This is a genomic window from Mucilaginibacter aurantiaciroseus (assembly GCF_024055595.1).
In the GTDB taxonomy this organism is placed as follows: Bacteria; Bacteroidota; Bacteroidia; order Sphingobacteriales; family Sphingobacteriaceae; genus Mucilaginibacter; species Mucilaginibacter aurantiaciroseus.
Genome location: NZ_JAMXOF010000001.1, coordinates 1,324,087 through 1,343,927, shown reverse-complemented (window position 1 = coordinate 1,343,927; position 19,841 = coordinate 1,324,087). Strand labels below are relative to the sequence as shown.

Here is a 19,841-nt window from a genome sequence, read left to right as displayed (position 1 = left end):
TCAATTTGTATTCAAAATCAACCTTGGTTCATCATAGTCTATCATGTTCTTGCGGCCATCTTTATCAATGGCGGTAGATTTATTTGTATCATAATCATAACTAATACATACCGTTTTACAAGTGGTGCAGATATCTTCGCCTTTATCGGTATGCTTGGTTAGTACATGCATTACATCAAAACTGCTGTTGCCTATGCGGGTAACGCGTACATAGCAATTAAGGGTATCATCTATAGTAACGGGCTTAAGGTAATGAATCTCCGAGCGGCCTACTACGATGCCGATCTCTTTTAAATTCCAACGGGCAACATCGCGCCAGTAGTTAAAACGGGCCACTTCAAAATAGGTGAGGTACACGGCATTGTTCACATGGCCACGTGCGTCAATATCCGAAAAGCGGATGGCTATATCGGTTTTGTACTTGTAATCGGTAAGTTTTTCAGTCATTGTAAGACATTTTGTCGGTAAAAAACGAAAATGTAAGACATTTTGTCTTTCGATATTAGGTTTATACCTATTGGTATAACAGTTGATTTATTGGTTACGAAGTTAATAAAAACAAAAACTTAAATACCTATAAGACCATGACATTAGTAAAATTTAACAACGGACTTAAAAATAATGCACATCCATTCTTTAACGATGTTTTCGATTCTTTATTGAACGATTCATACATCGGCGACAAATTAGTTGCACGTGTGCCTGCGGTTAATATTGCAGAGAATGATAATGAGTTCCATATCGAACTGGCGGTGCCGGGTTTAAAGAAAGAAGATTTTAAGATTAACCTGGATAAAAATATCCTGACCGTATCTGCAAAAAAGAAAACGGAAGCAAACCCCGAAGCTAAAAAATACAGCAAACTCGAGTATAGCTACAATTCATTCTTACGGTCGTTCACCTTGCCGGATTCTGTAGATCACTCAAAAATTGAAGCTGATTATGCCGATGGGATCTTAAAATTAACCGTAGCTAAAAGAGAAGAAGCTAAATTTCAAACCAGAGAGATAGCGATTAAATAAGTATTGGTATTTTGAATGTCGGATTAACTTGGTTGAGGGCTAAGCCGTTTTCAATTTCGAATTTTAATTTAACACATCCGAAATTGAACATTCGAAATCTATAAGAGTGTTTTCATAAGTTGGTTTTAGTAAAAAGGCCGTTTCCTTTATTAGGAGCGGCCTTTCGTATATTTAGAAATATTGAACAATGAATGTGTAATGAGGAATTAGACGTTAACTTCGGTGTTCGAAATTCAAATTTAGTGTTCGATATTTTAATTCCTCATATTAATGTACTGTAGTGGCTGGCCAAAGTCTTCGGTGCGGCACAGGGTGATAACAGCCTGCAGGTCGTCTATTTTTTTGGCGGTAACGCGCACCTGGTCGTCCATAATGGCTGCTTGTACTTTTAGGGCACTGTCTTTAATTTTTTTGACAACTTTCTTCGCAGCTTCTTTATCAAGCCCTTCTTTAATTTTAATCTCCTTGCGGATCATGTTGCCGGATGCGTATTGGTCTTTACCAAAATCAAGCGCTTTAGAGTCGAGTCCTTGCTTAACCATACGGCTTATGATAGCATCGGTAATGGCCTTAAGGCGCATATCATCTTCGGTAACAATGGTGATCTCGTTGGTTTTCTTATCCAGATCGATGGTGCTTTTTGATCCGTTAAAATCGTATCGGTTAAGTATTTCTTTTTTGGCAACGTTAATAGCGTTATCTAAAGTTTGTCCGTCTATCTTACTTACTATATCAAATGAAGGCATAATAATAGTTTTTTATAATTAATGCAAAGCTAAGGTAAGAAATGTATCTGCTGTATATATTGCCGCCAAATATTAAATTTAATATTGAAAACATGTTTATATACAAATAAGTTAATACTAACTTAACAAATAAATGAGCAGTTTTGTTGCTATCACAATATGGATACTAAGAACATTCCGTTAATTAACAGAGAAATAAGCTGGTTATACTTTAACGACAGGGTGCTGCAGGAAGCTGCCGACCCTACCGTGCCGCTTATTGAAAGGATAAAGTTCCTGGCCATATTTTCATCAAACCTGGATGAGTTTTACAGGGTACGAGTGGCTACGCTAACACGCCTGGCAAACCTTAACGAAAAAGCAAAGGAGATACTGGGTTACAACCCCAAAAAGATTCTAAGCCAGATAAAAACTACGGTTGTAAAGCAGGAAAAGAAATTCAACAACCTTTACGAGAACATCATTGTAAAGCAGCTTGCCGAAGAAAAGATCTTTATCCTGAACGATAAGCAGCTTAACGTAACCAGAGGCGAGTTCGTAAAAAGCTTTTTCAGGGACAGGTTGCTATCTACCCTTGTACCTATTATGCTGGATGACAGCCTGCCGCTACCCGAACTTCGCGACCGTGCTATCTACTTTTTTGTAAGGCTTACCAAAAATAAAAAATCGCGCTACGCGCTGATAGAGTTTCCAGACAACCTGTCGAGGTTTTTAGTACTGCCGGAAACCAATAACCTGAAGTTCATTATCCTTTTAGATGATATTATCCGCTATAGTTTAGAGGATATCTTCTTCATCTTCGACCATGATTCGATAGAAGCTTACTCGCTGCAGCTAACCCGTGATGCAGAGCTTGACCTAGATAAGGAAGTAAGCGTAAAGTTTGTGGATGCGTTAAGCAAAAGCCTGCTTAAACGCCGTAAAGGCAAGCCAATGCGTTTATTGTATGATAGCGAAATGCCGTTGGATATGGTAACTTACCTCGTCAAAAAAATGAAACTGGATAAGGACAGCCTTATCCCGGGAAACCGTTACCATAATTTTAAGAATTTTATCTCGTTCCCCAACGTTGGCCGGCCCGACCTGGAGTACAAGAAGAACATACCATTACCTGTCGCCGATCTTTCTTTCGGTAAAAGTTTGATGGGTTTGATAGCCAAGAAGGATTTCCTGATCAGCACGCCATACCAGTCGTTTGATTATATCATTCACTTTTTGCGCGAGGCCGCTATCGACCCAAAAGTAAAGGAGATCAGCATTACCGTTTATCGCCTTGCGGAAAACTCTAAAATAGTGCATGCGCTGATAAATGCCGCCAAAAACGGTAAAAAAGTAACCTGCTTGGTAGAGCTGCGCGCCCGTTTCGATGAACAGAATAACATTTACTGGAGCAACAAACTGGAAGAGGAGGGTGTGAACGTACTTTACGGAATAGACGGATACAAGGTACACTCAAAAATTTGCCTGGTAACCCGTATGGAAAAGGGTAAACCGTTTCATTACGCGTGTTTATCAACCGGTAATTTTAATGAGAAAACGGCCAGCATTTACGCCGACCATACCATACTTACTGCCAATAAAAAGATCACTACCGATTTGGTGGCCATATTTAAATCATTAAGCAGGAATGTACTGCCTAAAGGGTTAAAAACATTGATTGTATCGCCAATAGATTCGCGTCCGGCCATTTACAAGCTGATAGATAACGAGGTGAAGTTTGCCAAAGCCGGTAAAAAGGCCTATATGATCTTCAAGATGAACAGCCTTGCCGATGAGCAGTTGATCAACAAGCTTTACCAGGCCAGTAACGCGGGAGTGAAGATAAAACTCATCGTGCGTGGAATGTGCTGCCTGATCCCGGGGGTAAAGGGTTACAGCGAGAACATTGAAGTAATAAGCATTGTAGATAAATACCTGGAGCATGCCCGTGTGCACATATACGGCAACGGCGGCAAAGAATTGATTTACCTTACCAGTGCCGATTTTATGACCCGTAACATCGATAACCGCGTAGAAGTTGGCTTCCCTGTGTTGGATGACGGCCTGCGCCGAGAGGTGAGGAACATCATAGAGATCCAGCTGGAAGATAACACCAAGGCACGGGATATTACCGGCAGCGCCATTAACAGGTACCACAAAACAAAGTCGGAGGTATTAACCCGGGCACAGATAGATATTTACACCTACCTAAAAAATAAAAACACAAATTGAGATACGCCGCCATAGATGTTGGGTCTAACGCCGTCAGAATGCTGATTGCCGAGATCATCGAGAATAACGAATCGATATCCTTTAAAAAAATTACGCTTATTCGTGTGCCGGTAAGGCTTGGGGATGATGCCTTTTTAAACAAAGAAATTTCTGAGAAAAAGGCTATCGACCTCATCAAATCTATGCAGGCGTTCCGCAATTTGATGGATGTTTACAAGGTTGCCGATTATATGGCCTGTGCTACATCGGCCATGCGCGAGGCTTTAAACGGCCCTGAGGTTGTGGCGAGAATAAAAACCGAGGCCAATATCGATCTGCAAATTGTGCATGGCGAAAGCGAAGCCAAGATCATTTACAACAGCCATGCCGAGATCAATATCGACAAAAGTAAAAACTACCTTTACATTGATGTAGGTGGCGGTAGTACCGAACTTTCATTATTCAGCGAAGGGCAGATCATCGCCTCACAATCATTCAACCTGGGTACTATCCGTATTCTGGATAACCAGGACAAGGACGAAACCTGGACAGAAATGAAAGATTTTATTCGCGAGCATACCAAAGGGTTAAAGAATATTTACGGTATTGGTACAGGTGGTAATATTAACAAACTATACAAATTATCGCAGGAAAAAGATGGCGCGGCTTTAAGCTATTTAAAGCTAAGGGCGCTGTATAATTATTTGGATAGCTTCTCCCTTAAAGACCGTATAAACGTGTTGGGCTTAAACCACGACAGGGCAGACGTAATTATTCCCGCCTGCGAAATTTATTTAACCGTGCTAAAATGTGCCAATATCAAGAACATTTATGTGCCAACGGTGGGTATGGTTGATGGAATTATACAAACTTTAATTGAAAAGAACTATACAACAGCGCGTTAAATTTATTTTAACAAATTATTAATAATTAAGAAACTGTTGTTATATTTGTAATGCCCGCTTAAAGGGCATGTTTTTCATAGGTAGATGTAGGGTCGAGTACGAGTTATTCGACCCTTTTTTGTGCCTGTAACTTTTCTTCCGTTTATTTGTACCTATATCATGATCAAAAAGAAAATTATTGTCGCGGTTACCGGTGCAAGCGGATCCATTTACGCTAAATTATTGCTTGATAAATTACAAGTATTGCAAAACCAGATAGAAGAAGTGGGAATTGTAATGAGCGACAACGCCAAACAAGTTTGGGAGTTTGAGCTGGACGACAAATCACACGGCAATTATCCTTTTAAATATTACGCCAAAAACGATTTTATGGCGCCATTTGCATCAGGCTCGGCCAGGTTTGATACCATGGTAGTAGTGCCATGCTCTATGGGTACACTTGGCCGCATAGCCTCCGGTGTTTCCGACGACCTGATCACCCGCTCTGCAGATGTGATATTAAAAGAACGCCGAAGGCTGATCCTGGTAGCAAGGGACACCCCGCTCAATCTCATTCACATCCGCAACATGCAAACCGTTACCGAAGCCGGCGGTATCATTTGCCCCGCCATACCATCATACTACAGCAAACCCAAAACCATCGAAGAATTGGCTATGACAGTAGTAAACCGTGTCATTGACCTGATTGGGTTGGAAAATGAGAGTTATAGGTGGGAGGGGATATAATACAGGGATTAAGCGGATTTAAGGATTAAAAGATTGCCTGTCATGGTGAGCCTGTCGAACCATTTACCGGGCAAAATGTCTTTAAAGTTCAGACTTACAAAAACACCAATGCCATTTTCCGTCATCTGAATTATACGCACTGCATTAGCCAGTTAATACTTTTTTTGTCTATTAATTAGGCCCTCAAAACAGTCAAAAAAAATTCAATTTCACTTGATAATTTAAATAAAACTAAATTTTTTAGCACAAATTTAAACCTTATTATACGAGTTTCATTTAAAAAAACTTAAGCAACAACGAACTTGTTCTTTACAAAGCTAAATTACATTGGATAATTTATCTCCGCGGCGTATTTTGGGCGGTTTTAGGATTGTTGATTGGTAGCGCTTCATATGCCGCCTGTGGCTTATTGTTTATAGTTGGTGTCATTAGCTTTATAATGACCATTATAACATATCAATCGTCAGAATTTGTGGTGACTAATAAACGCGTAATTCTAAAAACCGGATTAATAAAAAGGAAATTTTGCGAAATTCAGCTTAACAAATCAGAAGGCCTTCAAATCGAAGAAGGTATGTTAGGCAGAGTTTTGGGTTTCGGAAAAGTAAGAATAACGTCTGGAGGTGTAGTTGAAGTTTTTTCACCCATTGCCAAACCTTTTGAATTTAAAAAACAAATTAACAATGCAATCGAGGGTTCTTTCAATATTAATCCTGTTAATGTTTAACTAAAATAATTTTTAGTTAGCTCACCGTTGTCACAGCGGTGAGCTTTTAATTTATATCGTAATCCTGAACTTGTTTCAGGATCCCACAGTACAGGCTGACCACTTAGCATGTGAGATGCCGAAACAAGTTCGGCATTACGCTTGGTTGCCGTTCTCACCCAATTTTACACTCCCGTTAATAACCAATCGTTAACCACTAAGCAACTAATCTCTAAAAATCTTATCTTTGCGGCTTACAAATGAATAAGAAAGTAGCTTTTTATACACTTGGCTGTAAGCTTAATTACTCGGAGACCTCCTCAATAGGTCGCCTGTTTAATAACGCCGGTTTTGATACGGTCGATTTTACAGACACGCCGGACGTGTATGTGGTAAACACCTGTTCGGTAACAGATAATGCCGATAAAAAGTGTAAAAAGATAGTGAAAGAGGCCCTCAGGATCAATCCAAACGCCTTTGTTACCATTGTAGGATGCTATGCGCAGCTTAAGCCAAAGGAGATCGCTGAGATTCCCGGTGTTGATATGGTTTTAGGCGCGGCCGAGAAATTCCAACTGGTGGATCATATTACCGATCTCACCAAAAAACCAAAAGCAGTTATTTTAAACCAGCCCGTTAGCAACGCCAACGAGTTTGTGCCTTCATATTCCTTTGGCGACCGTACCCGTACATTTTTAAAAGTGCAGGATGGCTGCGATTATTCTTGTACATTTTGCACCATACCGCTTGCCCGTGGCAGCAGCAGGAGTGATACCATTGAAAACGTTATTGCGCAGGCAAAAGACATCGCTGCATCGGGCGTAAAAGAAATTGTATTAACAGGGGTAAACCTTGGCGATTTCGGCATCCGCGAGGGTAAACGCGAAGACCGATTCTTAGACCTTATTATGGCGCTTGACGGGGTTGAAGGCATCGAACGTATCAGAATATCATCTATTGAACCAAACCTGCTTAACGACGAGGTAATAGCCTTTGTGGCTACCTCAAAAAGGTTTGTCCCGCATTTCCATATTCCGTTGCAATCGGGTTCTGATAAAATTTTGGGGCTGATGCGCCGCAGGTATAAAAGAGAACTGTACGCCAATCGCGTAGCAAAAATAAAACAGCTGATGCCCAATTGCTGCATTGGCGTGGATGTTATTGTAGGCTTCCCCGGCGAAACCCGCGAGGACTTTGTAGATACCTACAATTTCCTAAACGACCTTGATGTATCCTATCTCCACGTTTTCACCTATTCGGAGCGGGAAAATACCCCGGCAGCTGAAATGTGTGGGGTAGTGCCCGGCAGTACCCGTGCAGATAGGAGCAAAATGCTGCATATCCTTTCCGATAAAAAACGCCGTGCTTTTTACGAAACCCAGATAGGCAAAACCTACGAGGTGTTATTTGAGGCCGATTTAAAAGATGGCATTATGCACGGTTTTACCCGCAATTACGTTAAAGTAAAAACCAAGTACGACCCTATACTGGTTAACGAATTACGCACCGTTCAATTAACAGCAATTTCACCGGATGGTGATGTTGAAATAACAGAAAGCGAAGAAATATTAGTGCATTAACTATTATATTCGCAGCAAACTTAACATTTACCAATGTTTCCAAATCTCTATTACCTTATCCAATATTTTACCGGTGCCAACATTGAATTTTTCAAGATCATTCAAACTTTTGGCTTTTTTGTGGCGATAGCTTTTATGGCAGCTTACTGGGCATTTACACAGGAGTTTAAGCGGAGAGAGAAACTTGGGTACATCCACCCGTTCGAAAAAACCATTACCATTGGCGCACAAATTTCATTGGTTGAGTTACTGAGCAACGGCCTGTTTGGTTTTGTACTTTTCTACAAATTGGTATATGCAGCAATGCATTTTGCCGAACTTACCGATAACACCCAAACGGTACTATTATCAACCAATGGCAACTGGCCTGCGGGTATTTTAGGTGCCATTATCTTCGCTTACTGGGCTTATTACGAAAATAAAAAACAGGTTTTACCAAAACCCGAGCAGCGCCGTGTAACTGTGCACACACACGAGTTAATGAGCGCAATATTATTGTGGGCGGCCGTTTTTGGCTTTGCCGGTGCCAAACTATTTAATGCATTAGAGAACTGGGGCGATTTTTTGCGCGACCCGGTAGGCATGCTTGTAGGCTTTAGCGGACTTACCTTTTACGGTGGTTTAATTTGTGGTGGCGCGGCAGTGCTTTACATAGCTAATAAGCATAAAATTAAGCCGTTAACCATGCTGGATATTGGCGGTCCGGGTGTTATGCTTGCTTATGGCGCTGGCCGCGTTGGCTGCCAGATGAGCGGCGACGGCGACTGGGGCATCCCAAACCTAAACCCAAAACCAGGTATCATTAGCTGGGTGCCCGATTGGATGTGGAGTTTCAAATTCCCGCATAACGTAGACATGAGTGACCGTGACAACATCATCCCTAACTGCGTTGGTAAATTTTGTAACGAATTAAAATTACCTGTATACCCCACGTCTTTTTATGAGTCGGTGATTTGTATCCTGTTATTCCTGGTGTTATGGCAATTGCGCCATAAATTTAAAGCGCCGGGCATTTTGTTCGGCATCTACATGATTATGGCGGGTGTAGAACGTTTCTGCATCGAGTTGATCCGTGTAAATACCAAATACAATGTTGCAGGTATCTCTTTCACACAAGCCGAAATGATCTCGGTGATCATGGTATTGGGTGGCGCGGCATTGGTGTTTTTTGGCAATGCCCGTTTCAAAAGAACAGGCGCTACAAACGCTTAATTTCCCATTTTTAAAGTTTACAGCTAATGCAGTTAAATCAGATAATAGGGCAGGTAGTTGATGTTTCTAAAGAAGCCGGCCAGTTTATCCGCCAGGAGCGTAAAACCTTTAATGCCGATAAAATTGAATACAAAGGCCTTAACGACCTGGTATCCTACGTTGACAAAACCGCCGAGCAGAAGATTGTTGCCGGCCTGGAATTGATACTGCCCGAAGCAGGCTTTATCACCGAAGAAAAAACAAGCACCAAAATAGGAGAGCGCTACAATTGGATCATCGATCCGCTGGATGGCACTACCAACTTTATTCACGGCTTACCAACCTACTCGGTAAGTATTGCCCTGCAGGATGGCGAAGACCTGGTTTTAGGCGTAGTTTACGAAGTGAACCAGGACGAATGCTTTTACGCTCACAAAGATGCCCCTGCATACCTAAATAGCGCCGAAATTAAAGTAAGCAACAAACCCACCATTGCCGATAGCTTGATAGCTACGGGTTTCCCATATTACGATTTTAGTTACCAGGAACGGTACATCAAACTTTTTACCGCACTAATGCGCAACTGCCATGGCCTGCGCCGCATTGGCTCTGCCGCCGTAGATCTGGCTTATACTGCCGCGGGGCGTTTCGAGGCTTTTTACGAGTACAATTTAAATCCCTGGGATATTGCCGCGGGTATCGTAATTGTACAACAAGCCGGGGGCGAAATAAGGAATTTTAAGGGCGGTTTAGAAGTGCTAAAAAGTCGGGAATTGCTCGCCACAAATGGCAAAATAACCGCGGAAATGCTGGAGTATATTGATAAGTATTTTAATGTTTAGGATTACACTGATTGTAAGTGGGGATTTCACCGATTACAAAAAAAAGCCAATTAGATTACCTGATTGGCTTTTTGCTTTCATCGCCGAACGGCCTCACATAGTGAACCTTAAGATGCCTTTCAAGCGTGCCCAGAGGTATCGTTCAGAAGACCCTCAGAGGACTAAAACAGGTGTCCCATTCCGTCCCATTCAGAATCAAGTGGGACATCTGCCTTAATTTATTTAATAAGTTAATTATAAATTGTTTAAATTATTTATGATAAAGTTTTACTTTAACTAAAATTACAAATTTATTATTATAATCTATTGATTAATAGCGAATTGTATTTTTGTCGCGCGTTGTGTAATATAAAGTGGGACACCTTAATTTCTGCACAAAAATACCGGCCCGAAGCAATTCGGGCCGGCGTAATATTTAATCGGTATAGTCAAGCTTATAATGCCTCAGAAACTACTTCCGTAACTTCAGGAACCATACGTTTAAGCAGGTTTTCGATACCAGATTTTAGGGTTACTGTTGAAGACGGGCAACCACTGCATGAACCACGAAGCTCAACAGTAACCACACCTGCATTAAACGAGCGGTAGCTGATAGCACCGCCATCCTGCTCAACAGCCGGTCGAACATAATCATTCAAGATCTGCTGGATCTTTATTTCGGTTTCGGTACCTTCAAAAGCAACGTCAGTTTCCTGCTCCACTTCCTGTAATTTAAGTTCAGATTCTACAGCACCTTTAACAAACTCTTTCAATATCGGCTGGATATCATCCCAGTCGCTGCCTTCGGTTTTGGTAACCGTTACAAAGTTGCTGGCGAAGAACACACCATTAACAAAACTGAATTTGTATAATTCCTTTGCAAATGGCGATTTTTCGGCACTTTCCCTTGTGGCATAATCCACGCTTCCGTTAATAAGCAACTTGTTTACAATAAACTTCATTGTTGCCGGGTTAGGAGTTGTTTCAGTATATACGCTAATATTCATGGATGTCAAAATTTCATTATTATTAACAAATGTAATCAGGTTTTTGGTTGTTCAGCCCTGATATCTTTAGTTTTACCCCGCACTGACAGTGCGAATGAGGTGGAGATATGCACATCTGCCTTAAATCCCCGTATAATTTTGCGGTGTTATCGCTTTTATTTCATTTTTAACACTATCGTTCACCTGCAATCCATCTACAAACTCCGCGATGGTTTGGGCATTAACCTGCGTATTGGTGCGTGTAAGCTCTTTTAATGCCTCGTAAGGGTTTGGATATGCTTCGCGACGTAAAATGGTTTGGATAGCCTCTGCAACTACCGCCCAATTAGCCTCAAGGCTTGCATTGATAGCAGCCTCGTTAAGTAACAATTTATTCAAGCCTTTAACGGTTGATTTTATAGCGATCAGCGTATGTGCTATCGGTACGCCAATGTTACGGAGAACGGTAGAATCGGTTAAATCGCGTTGTAAGCGTGAGATAGGTAATTTAGCGGCCAGGTGCTCAAATAAAGCGTTTGCTATACCCAGGTTACCTTCGCTGTTCTCAAAATCAATCGGGTTTACCTTATGCGGCATAGCCGATGAACCAATCTCGCCCGCCTTGATCTTCTGCTTAAAAAAGTTCATAGATATGTAGGTCCACATATCACGGTCAAGGTCTATCAGGATGTTATTGATACGTTTTAAGGCATCGCACTGGGCTGCAAAATTATCGTAATGCTCTATCTGCGTAGTGAATTGAGAACGTTTAAGTCCTAGTATATCATCTACAAATTGATTTCCAAATTCTTTCCAGTCAATTTTCGGGTAAGCAACATGGTGCGCGTTAAAATTACCGGTAGCGCCACCAAATTTAGCAGAATAAGGCACAGTTTTGAGCAATGCCAATTGATTTTGCAAGCGCTCTACAAATACGCTGATCTCTTTACCCAAACGGGTGGGAGATGCCGGTTGCCCGTGGGTATGTGCCAGCATTGGTATAGCATCCCATTCTGTTGCAAAGCTTTTTAACTGCTCAATAAGCTTAGTTATCTCGGGATAGTAAACTTCGGTTAAAGCCAGTTTAAAAGTAAGGGGTATAGCAGTATTATTAATATCCTGGCTGGTTAAACCAAAGTGGATGAACTCTTTATAATCTTCTAATCCGCCTAAAACGTCAAATTGTTTTTTGATGAAATATTCAACCGCCTTAACATCGTGATTGGTGGTTTTTTCAATCTCTTTAATACTTGCGGCATCAGCCTCGGTAAAATTTCTGTAGATATCGCGTAACTTTTCTGTCGCATTTTTATCAAAAGTACTTAGCTGGGGCAGTGGGTGTTCGCAAAGTGCTATAAAATATTCTATCTCTACATATACCCGGTATTTAATAAGGGCGTATTCAGAAAAGTAAGCAGCTAATTGCGCTGTTGTATTACGGTAACGACCGTCTATAGGGGAAATGGCGGTTAGGGAATTTAATTCCATTGAAATTTTTTTTTTTGCAAAGATAGACAATTGTGGAAAACGAGTGATTGTCAGATCGAAGTAATTTAATGTGGAAACTTTTAAATCTAAAAATGTTTCCTTAGTTTTGACCGATAATGTCAAACAGTCAAATAGATAGAATAATTATAGGCGCTGAGGAGCTGTTTTTAACAGCCGGCATCAAAAGCGTTACGATGGATGATATTGCCAAACATTTGGGCATGTCAAAAAAAACCATCTATCACTTTTTTAGCGATAAAAACGAATTGGTGACTGCGCTGGTAGATAAAAAGTTGAAACAGGATGAATGCCAAATAGTAGATATCATCAATATGTCGTCGAACGTAATGGAGGAGATGATCAACATGATGAAATGTTCTGAAGAAATTTTTGGGCGGATCAATCCTATTGTGATACATGATATGCAAAAATATCACCCGGATGCCTGGGGGTTATTTCAATCGTTTAAAGCGGATGTAATCACAAAAACATTGGAAGATCTACTTACAAAGGGCATTACTCAAGGTTTCATCAGGCCCGAGGTTGATGTGAAGATATTGGCCAAAATGAGGGTTAACCAAGTGGAAATGGGCTTTAATACCCATATTTTTCCGATTGCACAATTTAACACCTGGAAAGTGCAATATCAACTTTTAGAACATTTTAACTATGGCATATGCACCATTAAAGGGCACGAGTTACTTAATCAATACAAAAATATACATACCTAACAATTAAATTAAGCAATCGCTACTGACATACTGCTGTCAACGGAAACAGTTGCTTTGCATATAACTATACCTGGAAACAAAACAATAATCTATCATATATCACTCACAAATGAAACGAATACTCACCCTACTATTATTACTAACGGCGGCTTCGCGGAGTTTCTCGCAAACGCAGCCGGTGCCGCAGGCTTATAGCTTTTCGGTACAGGAGGCTATCAATTATGCTTATGAACACCAGGATTCGGTAGTTAATGCCGGTTTAGATGTAGTTAGCGCAAACTACAAGATTAAAGAAATCATTTCACAGGGCTTGCCTCAAGTATCCGGCGCGGTTACTTTCCAGGATTATTTGAAGATCCCGAAAATATTGTTCCCTGATGGAAAAGGTGGGTTTCAATCTGTAAGTATCTATCAAAAATATAGCAATAACGCAGGTGTTACTTTAAACCAATTGCTTTTTGACGGAAGTTATCTTGTAGGTTTAAAAGCTAGGAGCACCTATAAGGAACTTTATAATCGCAGCTTTGTACGGTCAAAAATTCAGGCTAATGTAAATGTAACAAAAGCTTATTACCAGGTATTGGTTAGTGACGAACAGGTAAAACTGCTTGATGCCAATATAAACCAGTTAAAGCAACAACTTGACCAAACAGTGGCCCAAAACAAACAAGGCTTTGTTGAGAAGATTGATGTTGACCGGATTACCGTACAATACAATAATTTAACCACCACAAGGGAAAACACGATCAGGCTGCTTGCTTTAAACTATGCTTTGTTAAAATTCCAGATGGGTATGCCAATTGAATATAACCTTACATTAACTGATAAATTAGCTGATATTAATCTTGACGGTAATGTTCCTGATGTTGCAAATACCGATACCACAGTTTACCGCAACCGCATCGAATATGGCTTATTAGAAACCAATTTGAAACTTAGCCAATATGATGTAAAGCGCAAAAAGTCTGCTTTTTTACCATCGCTGTCGTTTAATGCCAATACGGCCATTTTGTTTCAGAACAATAATTTTAACCAGTTGTACAATATGAATTTTCCGTCAACTTATATTGGCCTAAGTTTAAATATACCTATTTATAGTGGGGGGTATCGTTCCAGCCAGTTAAAGCAATCGCAAATAGTTGTGATGAAAAATCAAAACGATTTAACTAATGCTAAAAACGGCCTTGCTTTGCAGGCCAGCCAGGCTAAAATAATTTATATGAACAGTTTACAATCTTTAAATAACCAAAAAAGAAACCAGGAATTGGCAAGGGAGGTTTTAAGAGTTTCGAAGATTAAGTACCAGCAGGGGGTTGGCTCAAGCATAGAGGTAACACAGGCTCAAACCGCCCTTGAAAATGCCGATAATTCGTTTGTACAAAACCTATACGATGCCTTAGTAAGTAGGGTAGATCTTGACAGGGCCTACGGAAATATTCAATAAAACAAACTTAAACCACACATATACAATCACTCAAATGAAAAAATTAATATACATACCCGCATTTTTATTACTGGCAGCATGCTCAAGCAAACCAAAAGATAAAAAAGCCGAGCTGGCCGACCTGCAAAAACAGCAACAGGACATTAACGCTAAAATAACCAAGCTGCAAAGCGAGGTTGGTACCGGTGATTCTACAAAGGCCGTTGAAGTAAGCGTTGCCGAAGTAAAAAGCGGTGCATTTACAAACTATGTACAAATACAGGGTAAAATTGATGCGCAGAATAACGTTACCGCTTATCCGCAATCGGCAGGTACTATTACCAATATTTATGTAAAACCCGGCCAACATGTAAACAAAGGCCAGGTACTTGTTCAGTTAGATAATAGCGTATTGCAACAAAACATTGCACAATCACAAGCGCAGGTAGAGCTTAACCAGCAGTTGTATAGCCGCCAAAAAAATCTTTGGGATCAAAAAATTGGTACCGAGGTGCAATTTTTACAAGCGCAAACTAACCTGCGGGCAAGTAAAAAAGCTTTATCGGGTTTACGCCAGCAGGCAAATTTATACCGCATTGTATCGCCAATATACGGCACTATTGACCAAATGGACCTTAAATTGGGCCAAGTTACCCAACCGGGTACAAATGGTATCCGTATTGTTAACGCCGATATTTTGAAAGTGAAAGCTGACGTACCTGAAAGTTATGCAGGTAGTGTAGGCACAGGTAACGAAGTTTTGATTTTAGTACCTGATGCTAAAGACTCGTTAAAAACCAAGGTGACATTTGCAGCCAAAGCTATCGACCCAACATCACGTAGTTTCGCGGTAGAGATCAAATTGCCGGCCCGTAAAACGCTTCGCCCAAATATGACAGCTATTATCAAGATAGCCGATTACTCGAAAGCTAATACTATTTCTATCCCTGTTAAAGCGGTACAACGCTCAGAAAATGGCGATTATGTATATGTTAACGAGAATGGAATAGCTAAACGTAAAACTGTTAAAGTTGGCGTAACCTACAGTGGCCAGTCAGAAATATTAGCGGGCTTAAAAGCAGGTGAGCAGTTAGTTACAGAGGGTGCTGCTGATATTGAAGATGGCGATAAAATAAAGGTGTTACAGCCTGCTAATTAATTAACAACCTTGATCTATTACATATATGAAAGATCTTAAAAAAGAATTTGGCCCTTCAAGCTGGGCCATCGATAATAAAACCGCCATATACGTGCTCATATTTTTGATCACAATATTAGGGCTTATAAGCTACAACAGCTTACCAAAAGAGAATTTCCCTGATATTGCGCAATCAAAAGTGTTTATTACAACTGCATGGGGCGGCCAGTCTGCACAAAACGTGGAGAATTTGATAACCAGGCAGTTGGAGAAACAGCTAAAATCTTTAAAAGGGTTAAAGAAGGTTACTTCAAACTCGGTACAAAACGTATCTATTATTACGGCGGAGTTCCAGGCAAACATCAAAATAAAGGATGCTAAAATAGATGTTAAAGACGCTGTTGATAAGGCTAAACAAGATTTGCCGCAGGGCGATGTTAACTTAAAAGAATCGGTGATATCTGATATTAACGTTGCCGATCTTCCAATTCTTTATATCAATATTTCCGGTGATTACGACCTTAAAAAATTAAAGGAATACGCCGATCTTTTAAAAGATGAGATAGAAGGTTACAAAGAGATCTCTAAAGTTGATGAGGTTGGTGCGCTAACGCCCGAAATTCAGATCAATATTGATATGAATAAAATGACGGCGGCACAAATAGGTTATGACGATATCGTAAATGCTGTTGGTAGAGAAAATATCCTGTCATCTGCCGGTACCATTAAAACTGATGGTGTACGCCGCAGTATTGATATAAAACAGGATTTTAAGAATGCCGATGAGGTTTCTGAAATGGTTATTCGTAACCCAAAAGGCCAGGCAGTTTACTTAAGAGATATCGCGGAAATTAAAGACGCGTTTTTAGAGCAGGAAAGTTACGCACGTTTAAAGACGCCAAACAGCAATGTGTTTAAAAATGTAATTACACTAAACGTTAGTAAAAGAGCCGGTGAAAACCTCATTGAGGCATCAGACAAGATAAACGAGCTGATAAAGGTTAAACAAAAAACAGTTTTTCCTAAAGGTTTAAATATTACTGTAACGGGAGATCAGTCTGATAAAACCCGAACAACCCTTAATGACCTGATCAATACCATCATTATTGGTTTTATACTGGTAACGGTTATCCTGATGTTTTTCATGGGGACTACCAACGCCATATTTGTGGCGCTATCGGTACCGTTATCATGTTTTATCGCGTTCCTTATAATGCCGGCCATAGGCTTTACGCTTAATATGATCGTGCTCTTCTCGTTCTTGTTAGCATTAGGTATTGTGGTGGATGATGCCATTGTGGTAATAGAAAACACGCACCGTATTTTTGCTAACGGAAAAGTACCCATTAAAGAGGCTGCTAAAATAGCGGCGGGTGAGGTATTCCTGCCAGTATTTTCTGGTACCATGACAACCCTTGCGCCATTTGTGCCTTTGGCTTTCTGGAACAGTTTGATAGGGCACTTTATGTTCTTCCTGCCTATTACGCTAATTATAACATTATTAGCATCATTGGTTGTAGCATATATCATGAACCCGGTATTCGCGGTTGATTTTATGAAACCCCATGTAGAAGGAGAGCACGATAATCCAAAACTTGATAAACCTACCAAACGTGCTTTAATTTATCTGTCCGGTGCAACTGTAATTGGCTACCTTATCAATTTTGGTATCGGTAATTTTATGGCGCTAATTATTGTGTTGTACCTGATAAACCACTTTTTCCTGTTAAAGGTGATAGACAAGTTCCAGTCAAACATTTGGCCACGTTTCCAAAATTGGTATGCCAAATGGCTGGAAAAGGCGGTACAACGGCCAATTACCATGCTGGCAGGTACATTTGTACTGTTCATAGTGTCGATAGTTTTAACAGCCACGATAGGTAAAACGCCCGAGTTTTTCCCGGCCGGCGATCCAAACTTTGCATACGTATACATCACTATGCCTATTGGTACAGACCAGGCTACTACAAACGAAGTAACCAAACAGCTTGAAAAACGCGTTGCTAAAGTGGTAGAAAGCGATAAAAACGTTGTATCGTCAATTATATCAAACGTTACCAAAGGCGTAACCGACCCAACCGATGAAGACCAGGGCGATTACCAGAACAAGGGTAAGATTACGGTTGCTTTTGTTGAGTTTGGTAAACGCGAGGGTAAGGATACTAAAGAGATCTTGAAGAAGATCCGCAGTTCGGTACAAGGTGTACCTGGCGCCAAAATATCTGTAGCACAAGAAAACAGCGGCCCCCCGGTTCAAAAAGATATTAGTATAGAGTTGATAGGTGATAACCTGGATTCGTTAGTGAAAACAAGTAATCGTTTAAAAACTTACTTGGTAAAACAAAACATTGCCGGTATTGAGAACCTTGTTGCAGATGTACAGAATGACAAACCGGAAATTGTGTTTAATGTAAACCGCGAGCGTGCAAACCGCGAGGGTATAAACAGCGGGCAAATAACCGACGTATTATTCACTTCGATATTTGGTAAAAAGGCGGGCGATTACCGTAACACTAAAGAGGATGATTACAAAATAATGGTTAGGGCCAACGAGCAACAACGTGGTAATATTGATGAGTTGCGAAACTTAAAGATCACTTATCGCGATTTAGCTAGCGGTGGAGCAATACGCCAGGTGCCTATATCAGCCTTTACAGATGTTAGTTATACTAATACCTATAGTAACATTAAGCGTAAACAACAGCGTAGGGTTTTAACCCTGGGTTCGAGTGTTATAAAACCATATAACACTAATGATGTAAACGCCAGTATTTTGAAAGCGATAGGCAATTTCAAAAAATCTGACGATATCATTATCCGACAGGGGGGTGGTCAGGAAGATCAGAAGGAGGCAGTAACATTTCTCGTAGGTGCAATGGCAACATCATTTGGTTTGATCCTAATCATTCTGATGATCCAGTTTAACTCAGTAGGTAAAACGTTCATCATTATTAGCGAGATCTTGTTCAGTATAATTGGTGTATTATTGGGCACGGCAATATTTGGTATGACCATGGCCATCGTAATGACAGGTGTAGGTATCATAGCCCTTGCAGGTGTAGTGGTGCGTAACGGTATATTACTGGTAGAGTTTACCGATATGCTGATAGAACAGGGCGCTAACCTGCACGATGCAGTTGTAGAAGCAGGCCATACACGTATGACGCCTGTATTATTAACCGCGACCGCAGCTATACTTGGTTTAATACCATTGGCTGTAGGTTTCAATATCGATTTTGTGGGCTTATTTACGCAGGGCAAACCACATATTCACTTTGGTGGTGACAACGTAGCCTTCTGGGGCCCGTTAGCATGGACAATGATCTTTGGCCTTGGTTTTGCAACTGTAATTACCCTGATCCTGGTTCCATGCATGTACATTATTCGTGTAAACATGAAAAACTACTTCTTTGGTAATAAAAAAGATAAAGTTGAAAAACCAAAACTGGAAATAACCAAAGCATAATTCAAAACATCAATAAATGCAAAGAGCCGTATAGTTTAACTATGCGGCCCTTTTGTTATACACGTTTATTACTTTAAACGGTGTTTAAGCCCTTTTAACGAAGCTAATATTTTTCTTACTTTTAGTTCCCGCCTGCTGCCGGCGTCAAGTGCGTCATAAACCAGTCCGGCGGTAATAGCATATACGCCATGGTGTAAAACATCAATAGCTATTTCCTGTGGTTTTTGTTCGTTAATTGGTTTGGCGGCATTGTGCTTAGGCAGCATAATCAAAGCCGTCCCCCATACCGCGCCAAAGTGTACCAATGTAGCAGGCAGGCCTTTTAAACCTGTTAAACCAATTATACCGCGGGCAACTCCCCAGGCAGTGCCGTAACCCCAGTGCAGTTCCTGCGATAACTTTTGCTCGTCTTCCTTAGTTGCCGGTTTAATGCCTGCTGTGTCTTCAGCTACCTTAACAGTTGCATTGCTGGGTTTGCGTTTAGTGATTTTCATTTCTATCATCTGTGACAGCGTCATGGCGGCGGTAGCGGCAATACCGGCCAGCAGGCCTTTACCTATGGCGGCACCTAATGCGCCTAATGAATTATCTTCGTTTAGTTTCATGTTTAGTTAGTTTGTTAAGAGTATTAACAACTTTCTTTAATTATTGATTTATATTTTTTAACTTAAACTACACTTAATGGGTGATTTATATTTAGGAATGGTTATTGCACATCTATC

17 protein-coding genes are annotated in these 19,841 nt (G+C 40.6%); 12 read left to right on the top strand and 5 right to left on the bottom strand.

Going from position 1 to position 19,841, the window contains the following annotated elements; all coding sequences use genetic code 11:
* Positions 1 to 447 carry an acyl-CoA thioesterase gene (locus tag NAF17_RS06250; protein WP_252757118.1) on the bottom strand — a complete coding sequence of 149 codons (447 nt, stop codon included), beginning with the start codon at positions 445 to 447 and terminating at the stop codon, positions 1 to 3.
* A gap of 137 nt (positions 448 to 584) precedes the next feature.
* Here NAF17_RS06250 and NAF17_RS06245 point away from each other — a divergent pair, with 137 nt between their 5' ends.
* On the top strand, positions 585 to 1,022 hold the full coding sequence (locus tag NAF17_RS06245; protein WP_252757117.1) for an Hsp20/alpha crystallin family protein: 438 nt from the start codon (positions 585 to 587) through the stop codon (positions 1,020 to 1,022).
* Between the two features lie 254 nt (positions 1,023 to 1,276).
* On the opposite strand, the gene NAF17_RS06240 is transcribed toward NAF17_RS06245, so the two are convergent.
* A complete protein-coding gene (locus NAF17_RS06240) occupies positions 1,277 to 1,768 on the bottom strand; it encodes a YajQ family cyclic di-GMP-binding protein (protein WP_252757116.1) in 492 nt (163 codons plus the stop codon).
* 159 nt (positions 1,769 to 1,927) lie between these two features.
* Between NAF17_RS06240 and ppk1 the strand changes: the two genes are divergently transcribed.
* The 7 genes from ppk1 to NAF17_RS06205 all read left to right on the top strand — a co-directional run bounded on the left by ppk1 (position 1,928) and on the right by NAF17_RS06205 (position 9,908).
* Positions 1,928 to 3,979, top strand: a complete 2,052-nt coding sequence (ppk1, locus tag NAF17_RS06235; RefSeq protein WP_252757115.1) for a polyphosphate kinase 1 — start codon at positions 1,928 to 1,930, stop codon at positions 3,977 to 3,979.
* Positions 3,976 to 4,863 carry a Ppx/GppA phosphatase family protein gene (locus tag NAF17_RS06230; RefSeq protein WP_252757114.1) on the top strand — a complete coding sequence of 296 codons (888 nt, stop codon included), beginning with the start codon at positions 3,976 to 3,978 and terminating at the stop codon, positions 4,861 to 4,863. The genes ppk1 and NAF17_RS06230 overlap by 4 nt, the downstream gene beginning before the upstream one ends.
* Positions 4,864 to 5,022: 159 nt before the next feature.
* Positions 5,023 to 5,589: a UbiX family flavin prenyltransferase gene (locus NAF17_RS06225; protein ID WP_252757113.1), complete on the top strand. Its 567-nt coding sequence runs from the start codon at positions 5,023 to 5,025 to the stop codon at positions 5,587 to 5,589.
* A gap of 370 nt (positions 5,590 to 5,959) precedes the next feature.
* Complete coding sequence (locus NAF17_RS06220; protein WP_502212827.1) at positions 5,960 to 6,316, top strand: PH domain-containing protein; 357 nt, start codon at positions 5,960 to 5,962, stop codon at positions 6,314 to 6,316.
* A gap of 239 nt (positions 6,317 to 6,555) precedes the next feature.
* On the top strand, positions 6,556 to 7,875 hold the full coding sequence (mtaB, locus tag NAF17_RS06215) for a tRNA (N(6)-L-threonylcarbamoyladenosine(37)-C(2))-methylthiotransferase MtaB (RefSeq protein ID WP_252757111.1): 1,320 nt from the start codon (positions 6,556 to 6,558) through the stop codon (positions 7,873 to 7,875).
* 33 nt (positions 7,876 to 7,908) lie between these two features.
* Positions 7,909 to 9,087, top strand: a complete 1,179-nt coding sequence (locus tag NAF17_RS06210; RefSeq protein WP_252757110.1) for a prolipoprotein diacylglyceryl transferase — start codon at positions 7,909 to 7,911, stop codon at positions 9,085 to 9,087.
* A 26-nt stretch (positions 9,088 to 9,113) separates the two neighbouring features.
* On the top strand, positions 9,114 to 9,908 hold the full coding sequence (locus tag NAF17_RS06205) for an inositol monophosphatase family protein (protein ID WP_252757109.1): 795 nt from the start codon (positions 9,114 to 9,116) through the stop codon (positions 9,906 to 9,908).
* Positions 9,909 to 10,342: 434 nt separating this feature from the next.
* Here the strand turns inward: NAF17_RS06205 and NAF17_RS06200 are convergent, their stop codons facing one another.
* Together NAF17_RS06200 and purB are read right to left on the bottom strand one after the other, a co-directional pair.
* Positions 10,343 to 10,894, bottom strand: coding sequence for a NifU family protein (locus NAF17_RS06200; protein WP_252757108.1), 552 nt, complete (start codon positions 10,892 to 10,894; stop codon positions 10,343 to 10,345).
* A gap of 120 nt (positions 10,895 to 11,014) precedes the next feature.
* The gene (purB, locus tag NAF17_RS06195; RefSeq protein ID WP_252757107.1) at positions 11,015 to 12,361 is read right to left on the bottom strand and encodes an adenylosuccinate lyase; all 1,347 of its coding nucleotides are present in this window, start codon (positions 12,359 to 12,361) and stop codon (positions 11,015 to 11,017) included.
* A gap of 116 nt (positions 12,362 to 12,477) precedes the next feature.
* On the opposite strand from purB, the gene NAF17_RS06190 reads away from it, so the two are divergent.
* The 4 genes from NAF17_RS06190 to NAF17_RS06175 all read left to right on the top strand — a co-directional run bounded on the left by NAF17_RS06190 (position 12,478) and on the right by NAF17_RS06175 (position 19,119).
* Positions 12,478 to 13,092, top strand: coding sequence for a TetR/AcrR family transcriptional regulator (locus tag NAF17_RS06190; protein WP_252757106.1), 615 nt, complete (start codon positions 12,478 to 12,480; stop codon positions 13,090 to 13,092).
* Between the two features lie 109 nt (positions 13,093 to 13,201).
* Positions 13,202 to 14,536: a TolC family protein gene (locus NAF17_RS06185; protein ID WP_252757105.1), complete on the top strand. Its 1,335-nt coding sequence runs from the start codon at positions 13,202 to 13,204 to the stop codon at positions 14,534 to 14,536.
* A gap of 34 nt (positions 14,537 to 14,570) precedes the next feature.
* Positions 14,571 to 15,674 carry an efflux RND transporter periplasmic adaptor subunit gene (locus NAF17_RS06180; protein WP_252757104.1) on the top strand — a complete coding sequence of 368 codons (1,104 nt, stop codon included), beginning with the start codon at positions 14,571 to 14,573 and terminating at the stop codon, positions 15,672 to 15,674.
* A 25-nt stretch (positions 15,675 to 15,699) separates the two neighbouring features.
* Positions 15,700 to 19,119 carry an efflux RND transporter permease subunit gene (locus tag NAF17_RS06175; RefSeq protein WP_252757103.1) on the top strand — a complete coding sequence of 1,140 codons (3,420 nt, stop codon included), beginning with the start codon at positions 15,700 to 15,702 and terminating at the stop codon, positions 19,117 to 19,119.
* 68 nt (positions 19,120 to 19,187) lie between these two features.
* Here the strand turns inward: NAF17_RS06175 and NAF17_RS06170 are convergent, their stop codons facing one another.
* Positions 19,188 to 19,724, bottom strand: a complete 537-nt coding sequence (locus NAF17_RS06170; protein ID WP_252757102.1) for a hypothetical protein — start codon at positions 19,722 to 19,724, stop codon at positions 19,188 to 19,190.
* Positions 19,725 to 19,841 lie beyond the last annotated feature (117 nt).